Raw genomic sequence first — 11478 nt, forward strand, 5'->3', positions numbered from 1 at the left:
TCGGGCGTCGGAGGAATAGCACCGACACCCGATGGCGGCATGGCTTCTGGTGCAGGGGCTCTGTGGTTACACTGTGCCTGGAAACCACAGCGTGAGGCCCCATGCCAAGAACCTTCTACCGCCGCGGCCCTGACCACCGCGGCGGCGCCACCGTTACCTTCCTGCACGTCCGGCGACGGTTCCAGTTCCGCACCGTCGAGATCGGCCGCTGGGTCACCGAACCGGAAAAACAGCGCAGCGCGGCCCTGTTCTACGACGCCCTGTGCGACCTGATGACCATCCTCGGCGGCACCGAAAGCCTCATCTCCCTGCGTGGCACTCTGGCCCTGCAATACGGCATCGGCGGCCAGCCCGGCGTGTCCGCCCACTACACCCCCGCCACCCGCAGCTTCGCCCTGGCCAAGAACGCCGGCCCCGGCAGCATCGCCCACGAATGGTTCCACGCCTTCGACCACTACATTGCCGACAAACTGTTCGAGCGCAGCGGCAAGGGCGCCTTCGGCTCCACCCTCTGGCTGACCCGCGACGACGCCATCCAGCACCCCCTCAACCAACGGCTGGAAGCCTGCTACCAGGCCATCCTGCTCAACGACGCAGGCACCGAGCCCAGCGAGCTCTTTCAAAAGTCCGCTGTCGCGGACAAAGCCGCCGGCGTCCACTATTTCAGCAAACCCGAAGAACTCTGCGCCCGGGCCTTCGAAGCCTTCGTGCAGGACGCGGACTGCAAGAACGACTTCCTGGTAAAAGGCACCCGGGAAACTGACGAGGCAAGAATGGGCCTGTATCCGCAGGGGCCCCAACGGGAGACCATCAACGCCGCCTTCCGGGATTACTTCTCAAACCTTGGGCGGGCATTGCAGCGCACGGATGCCTGAAGGCTGGAGTTCAGCGAACGTGTTCGTAAAACTCCGTAAATTGCGCAGGCAATGCCGATAACCATCTGATAGGGTTGAAAGTAAAAGGTGGATTGGTGGAGTTATGCGCCCGTAAGCGAACTCCGGGAGTGATTCGTACAGGGGCATATAACTCCGGCAGAATCCGTGGGGCGAGTCTTAATCTTATGAATTACAAGCGTTTTCCGGGATCCATGGCTTGCCGATTTTTTGGAATTATACGAACGGGTGGTATGTGAAGGCGTTCGTAAAACTAGCTGTTATGATCAAGGAGCCAATGCATGGAGCTAACGAAAACTAAGATGGCAACCCCGATAGCCAGATCGATTTTTTGGTTCCTCAAAGAAGCCCATAATTTATACGGGGAGCATCGTGTAAATACTTTCTTGACGACTATTGATTCAGAAATTGATAATTTAACAGCTGAGCGTCAGGCTGAGATTAATGAATTTCTTAGCCAAGAACGTTCAAAAAGGTGCTGGCCGACTATGCTGCTGCTATAACAAACACATCGAGTGAAATAGTTTTGCGAGCCTTGGCTTTTTTGTTTATAGATGATCGTCAGTTTGATTTCTCAACAAAAGAAAAATCTCGTTTTATCACCTGCGCTAACGGCCTAGACGACTTGAAGGTTGATCTTTTTATCAAGTTGTCTAGCTTGCAGAAGGTAGAAGTTAATACTATTTATCCAACTTATAATATAAATCATGAAAATTTCAGAAAATTAAGCCTTGGTGTCGAAATTGATGAACTCTTCGCTTACATGGAAGACTTTCTCAAGCGTGGTTTGGTTCTGAGAGATCCCAGAGGAGACCTTGGCTCTAACTTTTATGCTCCCAAGGATAGTGAGTGGTCAATTTGCTTTGGTATAAGTTCCACGTTAAAAAGATATGCAGCTCTACTCGGTAAGGCGAAACTTTTAACCGGTGAGCCATCATCATAACAAGGCTAGGCACGGCGACGTCTACTCCATTGCGGCTTCGCGTCCATTCCGTAGCCGCGCGTGCTGAGCGGCGCTATGCGCTTCTACGACGCAATCTGTCGCCTAGATGGCGCAAGCTGAAAGAATAACGAGTAAAAGGAAAAAATATGCCAAATTTTGATCAAGCTTTTGAAGCTACCCGTCTTGCTATGCTTGCCAAGCAGTATCCTGAGATTGTTAAAGCAAACGGTAAAGTGGTTTTCTGTGCGGAAGATAATGAATCTCGCTTGAGCGGCACTCGTTGGACGGTTGAAGACGACACTTTTGTGAAGGCTACTGAGTCAGGGTTCAAAGTGCACCTGATCGAATTGCTTGATAATTTTATTGAGTATCGAGGCCAATGTAATGAACTACCAAAAAGGGAGGGTGTTGTACGTTTTGGTGAGGGTGGCTTAAATATCGAATGGTTGCCTGACGGATCTACTAGTTTATATAATTGATTTTTCTAAAAGCTAACTCGAGTGTCTTTATGGATAATAAAGAAATTTCTGGAATAGACTGTCTTGATGAGTTAATGGATGCTTGGGAAGAGGAGTTTCCTGAAGGCCGGCACTTCAACCATGATGGAGTGATCTCAAAAGATAACTGGGATAGTAGCAGAAAAAAGGTTTTGTTTGTTTTAAAGGAAACAAATAAAGCAAATCAGAATGTTGTTGCTGCGATTAATAGAGCTATTGAAGTGAAGAAAAGCGGATGGTGGCGAGGGAAAGTTCTTCGTCGGGTGGGGCGTTGGGCTTACGGGCTTCAAAATTATGATGGGGTTGTGCCGTCGCTCAAAGATGCTAAGTTAAATGAAAGAAGTGCAGTTAAGAGCATTGCATATATAAATATAAGGAAGACTGCAGGAAAAGCCAGAACTAACCGAAAGACGTTTGATGCCCATGCGAGTGAGTATGCTTATTTTGTTAGAAGGCAGGTTGAGTTGATAAAGCCAGATATAGTTGTGCTTTGCGGTACATATAATCAAGTAAAACGTTATGTTTTTCCTGAGATTAAAAAAGTTAGCGAGAGAGTTCATTTGAATGAGGGTGTCGTCTTCATCAATGCTTTTCATCCGGCTGCCAGGAGAAAATCATCAATGCTGTATCATCAAGTACTCGACAGTTATCACGCCTACAAAAATCTGTAAAATTTGAAAGTTGTGCATAACAAGTGACTGTGGCGTCAAACCCATCACCTGAATGCTCGCATGTTTGCTGATAATCACAAATCCATCGAATCCGTTATTGCGCATATTTCCACAGAATTGGTCAAGGTATAGATTTCAGGGTAGGATCAGTCAGATCGAATTTATAAGAAGGTTCTCCGGCGGCGGCTATGGCGGATACTATTAACCACGGGGCCACTGAAGTGGCTAACCCTCGCTACAGCGTAAATCAGAGGTCAATGTTGTTAATTGGCCTTTTTTTTCTATCCATTTCGGCGTTCTTCTTTATTTACACGCCAGCCAAGATTTCAGAAAATAGCAGCGCCTACATTAGGCTAACGACCATTAAGCCAGAATTTATTTTGCAAGATACGGGATTTCTCCTTTACTACGGCGGATGGTTGATACTGGCGACACTTTTGGTTATGGGGCTTTATAGCCTATTTTTAGCTTATAAAGGCGAGAGGCCTCGATCCTTCGATAAAAAGATCACCAGGGCAATGGGTTACTCTATTGTCCTGGGGTTTATCTTGATGATATCGGGTAAGTTCGTAGCTCAAATGTATTGGAGTAATACCTTTGAACAAGCCGGTTACGTTGAGTGTGAAAACAGCTTTGGTATGACCCAGAGCTGGTCAACCAAAGTCTGGGCGTTCAACGCAGAGTCATGCAGGACGCCGTTCGATCAGGACGCCATCAGACAAAAACAGGCTGAGATCGCTGTCGTTCCGGAGTCTTAGCCGGGAAGGCAAGCAGGTACAGTCACTTTCAACTCTGACGTTGCTCCAATTCGCTCTCAGTGTCGGCTGTCAAATACCAGTAACAGCAAGATCCAGCGCACCAACAATCTCATCCCTGAAATGCGCAAGGGAGCCAATGGGGTTCTTGAGATGCTTTTCAGGTACCGAGGAAACCTGCGGGGTTAACAGCAGCAGTTCCTGATCGGCAAAGCTGATTTCCGGGGTGAGTCCTTGCATGGCTTCGCCACCAAAGGCGGACCGTTTGCCCAGCGGTATAACAATGCGGGTTGCCAGGTCGCTCAGGAGGCTACTCTGAGTATCGACAAGGTAAGGGTAATGCGCTTTGCTGACTTTGCTAAGGTTGGGGTATACATCGAACTGCGCTTTCAGAACGCCCTGAATTCGTCGCCGAAGCATCCATGCTGTTCGACGAAATCATTGTAACTTTTGATCGCGGCGCGATTTTCTTCAACCCATTGCGCAGCTTCGCGCCTGGATAGCTCTTCCCTCAAGGCTCGTTCCAGGGTGGCAGACAGGTTGATGTTCAGTTCCCGGGTTTTACGCAGCAGATCGCTATTGATTGAGAGGTTCGCTGCCTTTTTGGGTGCGGCTGCATTGTAAAGTTTGGCCATCGGAGCCCCCAAGTGGCTATAAATGTGCTGTTTCAGTATATGTGCATGCAAGTGCTCAACCAATGGCTGATGTTCGATGCACCTACGCTACGCTTCGGAATGCCGCAAAACCAAAGCGTTGAACAGGAGGATTTGCGTGAAGGTTATTGGCCTGCTGGCGGTGGCGTGCCTTCTGGCCGTTCTTTTCCCGGTTGGTTGCCTCTACCTCGAGAGCCCGAACCGCTACTATGAGAGCCACGAGGATGCTCTCTATGATGGGATGTGGGTGCCACGCCTCTTTCCTTCGGACATCAGGGAGATACACGAGCAGCATAACCTGGATGGCAATGAAGTCTGGTTACGGTTTCGGCCAGGTCCCGGCGGATTTCATCCACGCGGCCATGGCTTTGACGAAGTTCGTTTTTCGGAGTTACAGGCAATCCGCTCCAGCGATCCATTTATGGTCGGGTGGTGGTTCAATAGGGATCAGAAGCGTCCTTCTCACAAGCTCTACAAGGGTAGTTGCTACCCCAGACGCGATGCGGGCGGAAAGATCGCGTTTATCCTCGAAACGCCAGAGTATTTCTACTGGTGGTGCCAACACCCGTAGTTCACCCAGCGTCACCCTCAAGAGGCAAAGACTATGGAAATTGTTCCCCTAGCTGACAAAAAGGCGTTCATTCCGGAGTTGGCGGAGCTTCACCACGGCGAGTGGAGTCATTTGAATCCGTTACTTACCCTGGAAAAGCGGGCTGAAGCCATTGCTAAAGCCGCGGGACGAGAGGGGGTTCCGTCGATATTCGTCGCAATGTCAGGAGATCAATTGGTTGGTTCAGCGGCCCTGGTTCAGCATGACATGGACACCAGGCCTGATTTATCCCCTTGGCTAGCTGCCGTTTATGTCAAAGAAGGCTTCCGGCACCAAGGAATCGCCACGGAACTGATCGCCCGATGCGAAAGGGAAGCCGTTAAATCAAAGGCTGAGTCCTGGTACCTCTACACGGAATTTGCGTCCAGGCTCTATGAGAAACTTGGCTGGCGTCATATGGAACGCTGCGAATATAGGGGTGTAATGGTCAGCGTCATGTGTAAACAGATTGCCTGCTAGCAAGCGACGCCGGTTGGATTTGGACTTTTCCCCAGTACCGCCCGGTAGGGGATGAAACGATTTGCCCAGATTGATTCCTTTCAGTTCAGTAGTGATACCGAAGCTGGGCGATAAGTAAAGCGTCGTCCGTGACCTTGTAAACGATTCGGTGTTCGTCGTTGATCCGGCGAGACCAGTATCCGGCGAGGGTGTGTTTGAGGGGCTCAGGTTTGCCAATACCGTCGAACGGTTCTCGCTTGATCTCTTTGATCAGCTTGTTGATTCGGTTAAGAATCTTTTTGTCGGTTTTCTGCCAGTACAGATAGTCTTCCCAGGCATTCTCGGAGAAGAGGAGTTTCATTCAAGGAGGTCCTTTTCCTGACCACCGCCCTGTTCCAGTTCAGCGACGGATTCCAGCAGACGCCGGGCGTTTTTGGGGGCGCGTAGAAGGTATGCGGTTTCTTGCAGCGCCTCGTAGTCCTCAAGGGAGATCATGACCACGGACGGCGACTTGCTCCGGGTGATGATCACAGGGGAATGGTCTTCACAGACCTGCTCCATGGTTTTTGCCAGATTGGTCCTGGCGGCTGTGTAGCTGATGGCATCCATAAGGTTTCTCCTGTACAGGATGTTGATCGTGTACAGGATATCGTACGAAAAAGGATTTAACAATCGGCGGCTGGCAACCGGTTCTCCGCCACTCAACCCGTCCTTTGCTCGTTGTGTTAACCAGGAACAAAAGCAGATCAATGTGGACTTCCCTGCCTGGATCGTGAAGCGGCGTGCATTGGCCGGAGCATCTAAAATCACTAATCGTCCTATGAAAGTGCTCAGCTAGTGGCTCCTTGCGACTCAGTTTCAGGCGATATATGATTCGTATACGTTTCATATACAAAGAGTCTGTTATGGGTATCGTCAAGATCAACGATGAGTTACACGAAGAGGTCCGCAAGGCCAGTTCGGTGATGGTGCGCTCCATCAACGCTCAGGCGGAGTACTGGATGAAGATCGGCATGCTCGCCGAGGCCAACCCGGGCCTGTCTTATCGCCAGATCGTGGATGAGCAGTTGAAGCAGGCGGATGTGGATATAGGGAAGATCGTCAGTGCCTGAGGTCGTGCTGAAAAATGCCGTGGAACTGCAGGTGATGCGGGAGGCCGGACGACTGCTTGCATCGGTTTTCAGCTACCTTGATGAGCGCATCGTGCCGGGTATCTCCACCATGGAGATCAATGATCTGGCCGAGCGCTATATCGTTGACCAGTTAAAGGCCCGCCCGGCCAGCAAGGGCCAGTATGGTTACCAGTATGTGCTGAACAGCTCGATCAACCAGGTGGTATGCCACGGCGTTCCCTCAGAGACCCAGAAGCTGAAATCCGGCGATATCGTCAATGTCGATATCACGCTGGAAAAGGGCGGGTTCATCGCTGATTCCAGCAAGATGTACATGATTGGTGAGGTGTCACCTCTCGCGAAGCGACTGGTTGATAAGACCTACGAAGCCATGTGGGAAGGCATACGGGCTGTCAGGCCCGGCGCGACCCTGGGCGATGTTGGTCACGCGATCCAGAGACATGCGAGGCAGAACGGCTACTCTGTGGTCCGTGAATACTGTGGTCATGGTATCGGCAGGGAAATGCATGAAGATCCCCAGGTGCTGCATTTTGGCCAGCCAGGAAAGGGCCTCACCTTGCGGGAAGGCATGACGTTCACGATCGAGCCGATGATTAACCAGGGCAAGGCAAAGGTTAAATTGAAGAAAGATGGATGGATCGTTGTCACCAGTGATAAGAAACTGTCTGCACAATGGGAGCATACGATTGCCGTCACATCGGATGGCTATGAGGTCCTTACACTCCGCGAGGAGGAGTGTATCCATTAATGACAGGAGTCTGTTCATGCAGCCGAAAGACATCGTGGCGCAGTTCATCGCTCATATCCATGACCAGCGTTTTGACGAGGCGAAGACCTTGCTGGGCGCTGAGGGATTTGAGTATGTGGGCCCGAATATGCGTTTCCTCAGTGCGGATGACATGCTGTCGTACCAGTTTGGTATGGCCGCCATCCAGAAGGACCTGATCGTCCGTCAGCTCAGTGCCGACGGGGAGCACGTGTTTGCCATCCTGGATTACCGAACCCACTTTGAACCGATCGGGGATGTGCGGCTCGCCGTCTGGTTCCGGGTCCAGAATGACAAGATCCAGACCGTTGAAGCCTTCTACAACGCGGCCGTGGTTGAAAACATGCTGGGGGGCAATCTGCCGTCAGCCAAATGAAAAAGGGGCGACTGGCTATACCCGGGATACGAGAATGACGGCCCGTCCACAACCTGCTGCAGGCTTTTATGGATAATGAAATGTTGCCTCCGTGGATTCAGTATCCAGACATACCATTGGGTTCCATGGGTTGGCGAATGGGACCGGGCGAAGCGTACTGGTATCGGTTCGTTGACTGGTACAGCGAGCTCGGTGCGAAAGAGCAGGAAGCATACAGGAAGCGATATCCCAAACCGGCAAGCTGGGACGTTTTCTGGCCTTATGTTCCCTCGAAACTTGAGGCCTATGTGGGTAAGGGATGTAACCGATGATGCAGGTTTTTCACCTTAACCCACCTGACATCCATTCGAGGGACCGTGAAACGGGTTATTGAACTGGAACTCTGGTCCACGCCAGGGCGGTGTCTGGATCCGGAACTGGGCAAGGATCTCGACGCCGAGGCGGTTCGGGAGGCCGATCTGCCAAGGGACGTTGTTCTGGGCCTGTCCTTCATTCCAGACCAGGCGCATGTCGAGTTTCTGCGCGTGGCCCTTGCGGAGCGTGAAATCGCCGAGCGGGATTTCCGGGTGTTCTGTGACTTCAGGGGCCTTGATCCAGATCCCGGGTTGCCGTTCAGCGCCGCGAGGTTTCTGGAATTTATGTATGGACGACCGCTGGCCTGGGTGCATCTGCCGGAATCGGAAGAGGGCGCTGTGTACTTTATGCGTCTCAATCGCTGGGCCAGGGCTCGTGATTTATGTCTTCAGGAACCCCATGCCGGATATTGCTTTGTTCCGCATGCGGATTTCAGAATTTGAACTTGGTTTGCCATATTGATGATTCTGGCTGATCTATTACAACGCTGACCACCCTGGTACACGGAGAAAGCAACGATGATCAAGAGAATCTGGCACGGCTGGACAACCCACGACAATGCCGATAAATACGAAACCCTTCTCAGGGAGGAGATATTTCCGGGCATTGCAGCAAAGCACATCCCGGGCTATCGGGAGATCCAGTTGTTGCGTCGGGCACATGACGATGAAGTGGAGTTTATTACGATCATGACGTTTGACTCCCTGGATTCGGTCAAGGCGTTTGTCGGTGAGGACCCGACGGCATCCTACATTCCTGCAAAGGCAAAAGAAGTGCTCTCAAGATACGACGACCGGTCGCAGCATTATGAAGTCCGGGAGTCTCTTTCGTACTGAAGATGTCGGTGTCCACATAAGGAGATAGAAAGTCATGGAAGCAAAAGTCGCCGTTTTCGGCCACCTTCGGTTCCCGCCGGAATCCATGGATGCGGTTCGGTCTCACCTGCTGGAATTTGTTGAGGCTACCCGCCGCCATGATGGCTGTATTGCCTATGACGTGGCCGAGGACCTTACCGATCCGGGGTTGATCCGCTTTTCCGAGTTATGGCCAAGCCAGGAATCCCTGGATGCCCACCTTGTGGCACCTCATATCGGCCCCTGGAGAGAGGCGGCGAAAGGGCTGGGTCTGATGGACCGGGTGTTTATGGCCTACGAGGTAAGCGCTTCACGCGCTGTTTAAGTCTGACACCGGACCAGGAGAGCCCGGCCCGGTGTCTTCACACACTGGATAGGCCAATCAGAAGCGCCGACCGAAGCCCAGGTCCAGTTCCACATCCACCTGGAAGACCGTCGTGGTGCCGCTCACCTCATTGCCCACCACCAGCAGGGGGCGACGGTTCGGGCTTTGGTAAGCCGGAATGAACACCAGGTCTTCCGGCCCCAGGTCACCCACCAGCGGGTTCACGCTGTCGTCCGGCAGTTGCGCGTCAACGCTGAAATCACGGTTGTTGATGTAGTTGACGAAGCGGACCCGGTAGGGGTTGGTGATGTCGTACACCATGATGCCGCCGACCCGTTCCAGGCCGATAAAGGCGTAGGTATGGCCCCAGATCCGGCCCAGGGTCACGCCTTCCGGCTCCGGGCCCTTGTCGTCGGAGCGGGCATCGAAGGAGTCGTTTTCGTCGTTGTTGCTGTTGAAGTCATCCTCCAGCAGCTCCGCCGTGATCATCTCGAAGTCGGCACCGGAATCGAACACCAGGTTGCCCCGGGCATCGCGAATGGAGAACGAGCGGGCACCGTAGCTGTAAATCACGTCCACATCACCGTCGCCATCGGTATCGCCGTTGGCGGTGGTGGTGTTCAGCCGGCCCAGGTTCGCGTCATCCTGGAGCTCTTCGGCGTTGGGGAAGGCCTCCGGGTCCAGGGTCAGGTCCTTGACCCGCGTCTCTTCGCTGTAACCGTCATAGTCCCGGGCGTCACCCTCGTTGGCGGTCACGACATAGGTCTGGCCGAAGAAGCGGTAGCTGTCGATGGCGTCCGGCATGTACATGCCCTGGACGGGCCAGTTGGTGATGTTGATGCCATCGTCCCGGTTGCTGGCGTCCAGTTCGTTGCCATGCAGGCTGTGGTCCTTGGTGCCCAGCGGCTGGATTTCCAGTACCCGGGCCCGTCGGATGTCCACCAGGGCCAGGGCGTTGGCTTCCTGCAGGCTGACCCAGGCGAAGCGTGAGTTGCCGGACACGGTAATGTATTCCGGCTCCAGGTCCTGGGCCGTGCTGGCGTTGGGGCCAAAGAGGCGTACACCCCGGGCCCGCAGTTCGTCTTCCATGCCGTTGAAGCGGGTGAAGTCGGCGGTGCGCACGGAGGCATTGGCCACACCGTGGCGCAGGTCGATGACGCTCACCGAGCCTTCCGGGTCGACGGTATAGTCGTCGTTGGGCTCGCCTTCGTTGGCCACCAGCACGTAGCGGCCGTTCGGGGTAAAGGTCACCATGTCCGGCAGGGCGCCCACGGTCACGGTGTTGATCAGGGACAGGTCCACGGCGTCGTAGAAGGCAACCAGGCCGGGGGCCTGCGAATCTTCCGCCTCGATGGCCACCGCGACAATGCCTTTGTGCACGGCCACGCTGTTGGCACTGGCGCCCAGGGTGGAGGCATCAATGGTGCTCATCAGGGTGGGGTTGGTGGGGTCGTTGATATCCAGCACGTCCACCGTCGTGGCGGCGGCATTGACCTTGAAGATGCGCTGGTTGCGGGGATCGTGGGCGACCACCTCGGCGGCGCCCTCGTCGAATACGCCGGTCTGGTGCTGGCCAATAGGTTCCAGGGTCAGGTTGGGCTGAAAGAACGGTATGGCGTGAGCACCGGTGGACACTGCCAGGCCGAGGCCCAGGGTTAGGGCGGACAACTTCATGGATCCCTCCTGCTTAACGTTATCGAGTGTGATGTTATGTAACGTTAGGTAAGTTCCATGACGGTCTGATGACCCTTGGGTGTCAGCGGCATAGTGGGGTAGGCGGGGCCGGGTTCGTGGTATGGTTTGAGCGCGATACAGGCGTTGGCGGCAGTTCAGCGGGTAACCGATTTGATATCAAGACTTCCAAAATGGATTGAGTACGGGGCCTTTGTGCTGGCCCTCGTGGCCGGGTGTATCAATGCGATTGGTCTGCTGGGCTTTGAGCATCAGTCGGTGTCCCATCTGTCCGGCACGGCCACCCTGCTGGGTACCTCGGTGTTGGGGAATCCGGCCACCGTCAGCCTGCACCTCGCCGGGGTGCTGTTCGCGTTCTTCCTGGGCGCCTCGTTGTCAGGCTATCTGCTCCATGGCAGTACCCTGAGGCTGGGGCAGCATTACGACACGGCGCTGGTGGTGGAGTCGCTGCTGCTCTTCGGGGCTGTTAGTGGCCAATTAAAATGACCCACTACTGGCCATTAATTTTGACCCACCCC

Annotated in this window: 20 protein-coding genes and 1 pseudogene; 15 read left to right on the plus strand and 6 right to left on the minus strand. The window is 53.6% G+C overall.

Annotation, left to right across the window (positions count from 1 at the left end; genetic code table 11):
* The first annotated feature begins 101 nt into the window (after nt 1-101).
* A complete protein-coding gene (locus RO069_RS21445) occupies nt 102-875 on the plus strand; it encodes a CLCA_X family protein (RefSeq protein WP_328190260.1) in 774 nt (257 codons plus the stop codon).
* Here RO069_RS21445 and RO069_RS22170 read toward each other — a convergent pair.
* A pseudogene (locus tag RO069_RS22170) lies at nt 830-967 on the minus strand (hypothetical protein); the annotation flags it as partial. The gene RO069_RS21445 and the pseudogene RO069_RS22170 sit on opposite strands and share 46 nt — an antisense overlap.
* A gap of 207 nt (nt 968-1174) precedes the next feature.
* Here RO069_RS22170 and RO069_RS21450 point away from each other — a divergent pair.
* The 5 genes from RO069_RS21450 to RO069_RS21470 all read left to right on the plus strand — a co-directional run bounded on the left by RO069_RS21450 (nt 1175) and on the right by RO069_RS21470 (nt 3762).
* On the plus strand, nt 1175-1396 hold the full coding sequence (locus RO069_RS21450; protein WP_328190261.1) for a hypothetical protein: 222 nt from the start codon (nt 1175-1177) through the stop codon (nt 1394-1396).
* Nucleotides 1369-1836, plus strand: a complete 468-nt coding sequence (locus RO069_RS21455) for a hypothetical protein (RefSeq protein ID WP_328190263.1) — start codon at nt 1369-1371, stop codon at nt 1834-1836. The genes RO069_RS21450 and RO069_RS21455 overlap by 28 nt, the downstream gene beginning before the upstream one ends.
* A 146-nt stretch (nt 1837-1982) precedes the next feature.
* Nucleotides 1983-2315 (plus strand): hypothetical protein, encoded by a 333-nt coding sequence (locus RO069_RS21460; protein WP_328190264.1) that lies wholly within the window; start codon nt 1983-1985, stop codon nt 2313-2315.
* Nucleotides 2316-2344: 29 nt separating this feature from the next.
* Nucleotides 2345-3004, plus strand: a complete 660-nt coding sequence (locus RO069_RS21465) for a hypothetical protein (protein WP_328190265.1) — start codon at nt 2345-2347, stop codon at nt 3002-3004.
* A 188-nt stretch (nt 3005-3192) separates the two neighbouring features.
* Nucleotides 3193-3762, plus strand: a complete 570-nt coding sequence (locus tag RO069_RS21470; protein ID WP_328190267.1) for a hypothetical protein — start codon at nt 3193-3195, stop codon at nt 3760-3762.
* Nucleotides 3763-3831: 69 nt separating this feature from the next.
* Here RO069_RS21470 and RO069_RS21475 read toward each other — a convergent pair whose 3' ends face one another.
* Entirely contained in the window at nt 3832-4179 is a 348-nt protein-coding gene (locus RO069_RS21475; RefSeq protein WP_328190268.1) for a CcdB family protein, read from the minus strand.
* Nucleotides 4149-4394, minus strand: a complete 246-nt coding sequence (locus tag RO069_RS21480; protein ID WP_328190270.1) for a type II toxin-antitoxin system CcdA family antitoxin — start codon at nt 4392-4394, stop codon at nt 4149-4151. Before RO069_RS21480 ends, RO069_RS21475 begins: the two co-directional genes overlap by 31 nt.
* A gap of 136 nt (nt 4395-4530) precedes the next feature.
* Between RO069_RS21480 and RO069_RS21485 the strand changes: the two genes are divergently transcribed.
* Together RO069_RS21485 and RO069_RS21490 are read left to right on the plus strand one after the other, a co-directional pair.
* The gene (locus RO069_RS21485; RefSeq protein ID WP_328190271.1) at nt 4531-4983 is read left to right on the plus strand and encodes a hypothetical protein; all 453 of its coding nucleotides are present in this window, start codon (nt 4531-4533) and stop codon (nt 4981-4983) included.
* 33 nt (nt 4984-5016) lie between these two features.
* On the plus strand, nt 5017-5481 hold the full coding sequence (locus tag RO069_RS21490; RefSeq protein ID WP_328190273.1) for a GNAT family N-acetyltransferase: 465 nt from the start codon (nt 5017-5019) through the stop codon (nt 5479-5481).
* Between the two features lie 85 nt (nt 5482-5566).
* Here RO069_RS21490 and RO069_RS21495 read toward each other — a convergent pair whose 3' ends face one another.
* Both RO069_RS21495 and RO069_RS21500 read right to left on the minus strand, forming a co-directional pair.
* Nucleotides 5567-5821: a Txe/YoeB family addiction module toxin gene (locus RO069_RS21495; protein WP_328190275.1), complete on the minus strand. Its 255-nt coding sequence runs from the start codon at nt 5819-5821 to the stop codon at nt 5567-5569.
* On the minus strand, nt 5818-6069 hold the full coding sequence (locus RO069_RS21500; protein ID WP_328190294.1) for a type II toxin-antitoxin system Phd/YefM family antitoxin: 252 nt from the start codon (nt 6067-6069) through the stop codon (nt 5818-5820). The genes RO069_RS21495 and RO069_RS21500 overlap by 4 nt, the downstream gene beginning before the upstream one ends.
* Before the next feature lie 296 nt (nt 6070-6365).
* Between RO069_RS21500 and RO069_RS21505 the strand changes: the two genes are divergently transcribed.
* The 6 genes from RO069_RS21505 (at nt 6366) to RO069_RS21530 (ending at nt 9268) form a co-directional block, all read left to right on the plus strand.
* Complete coding sequence (locus RO069_RS21505) at nt 6366-6572, plus strand: ParD-like family protein (protein WP_328190277.1); 207 nt, start codon at nt 6366-6368, stop codon at nt 6570-6572.
* A complete protein-coding gene (gene map / locus RO069_RS21510; protein ID WP_328190278.1) occupies nt 6565-7341 on the plus strand; it encodes a type I methionyl aminopeptidase in 777 nt (258 codons plus the stop codon). The genes RO069_RS21505 and map overlap by 8 nt, the downstream gene beginning before the upstream one ends.
* Before the next feature lie 16 nt (nt 7342-7357).
* Nucleotides 7358-7735 carry a nuclear transport factor 2 family protein gene (locus RO069_RS21515; protein WP_328190279.1) on the plus strand — a complete coding sequence of 126 codons (378 nt, stop codon included), beginning with the start codon at nt 7358-7360 and terminating at the stop codon, nt 7733-7735.
* Nucleotides 7736-8091: 356 nt separating this feature from the next.
* Nucleotides 8092-8532 (plus strand): hypothetical protein, encoded by a 441-nt coding sequence (locus RO069_RS21520; RefSeq protein WP_328190281.1) that lies wholly within the window; start codon nt 8092-8094, stop codon nt 8530-8532.
* A gap of 75 nt (nt 8533-8607) precedes the next feature.
* A complete protein-coding gene (locus RO069_RS21525) occupies nt 8608-8925 on the plus strand; it encodes an antibiotic biosynthesis monooxygenase (RefSeq protein WP_328190283.1) in 318 nt (105 codons plus the stop codon).
* A gap of 34 nt (nt 8926-8959) precedes the next feature.
* Nucleotides 8960-9268 carry a putative quinol monooxygenase gene (locus tag RO069_RS21530; protein ID WP_328190284.1) on the plus strand — a complete coding sequence of 103 codons (309 nt, stop codon included), beginning with the start codon at nt 8960-8962 and terminating at the stop codon, nt 9266-9268.
* Between the two features lie 57 nt (nt 9269-9325).
* Here the strand turns inward: RO069_RS21530 and RO069_RS21535 are convergent, their stop codons facing one another.
* A complete protein-coding gene (locus tag RO069_RS21535) occupies nt 9326-10942 on the minus strand; it encodes a choice-of-anchor I family protein (RefSeq protein ID WP_328190286.1) in 1617 nt (538 codons plus the stop codon).
* Nucleotides 10943-11113: 171 nt separating this feature from the next.
* Here RO069_RS21535 and RO069_RS21540 point away from each other — a divergent pair, with 171 nt between their 5' ends.
* Nucleotides 11114-11446 (plus strand): YoaK family protein, encoded by a 333-nt coding sequence (locus tag RO069_RS21540; RefSeq protein WP_328190288.1) that lies wholly within the window; start codon nt 11114-11116, stop codon nt 11444-11446.
* Nucleotides 11447-11478: the final 32 nt, after the last annotated feature.

The sequence above is a fragment of the Marinobacter sp. OP 3.4 genome, assembly GCF_036224885.1.
GTDB lineage: Bacteria > Pseudomonadota > Gammaproteobacteria > Pseudomonadales > Oleiphilaceae > Marinobacter.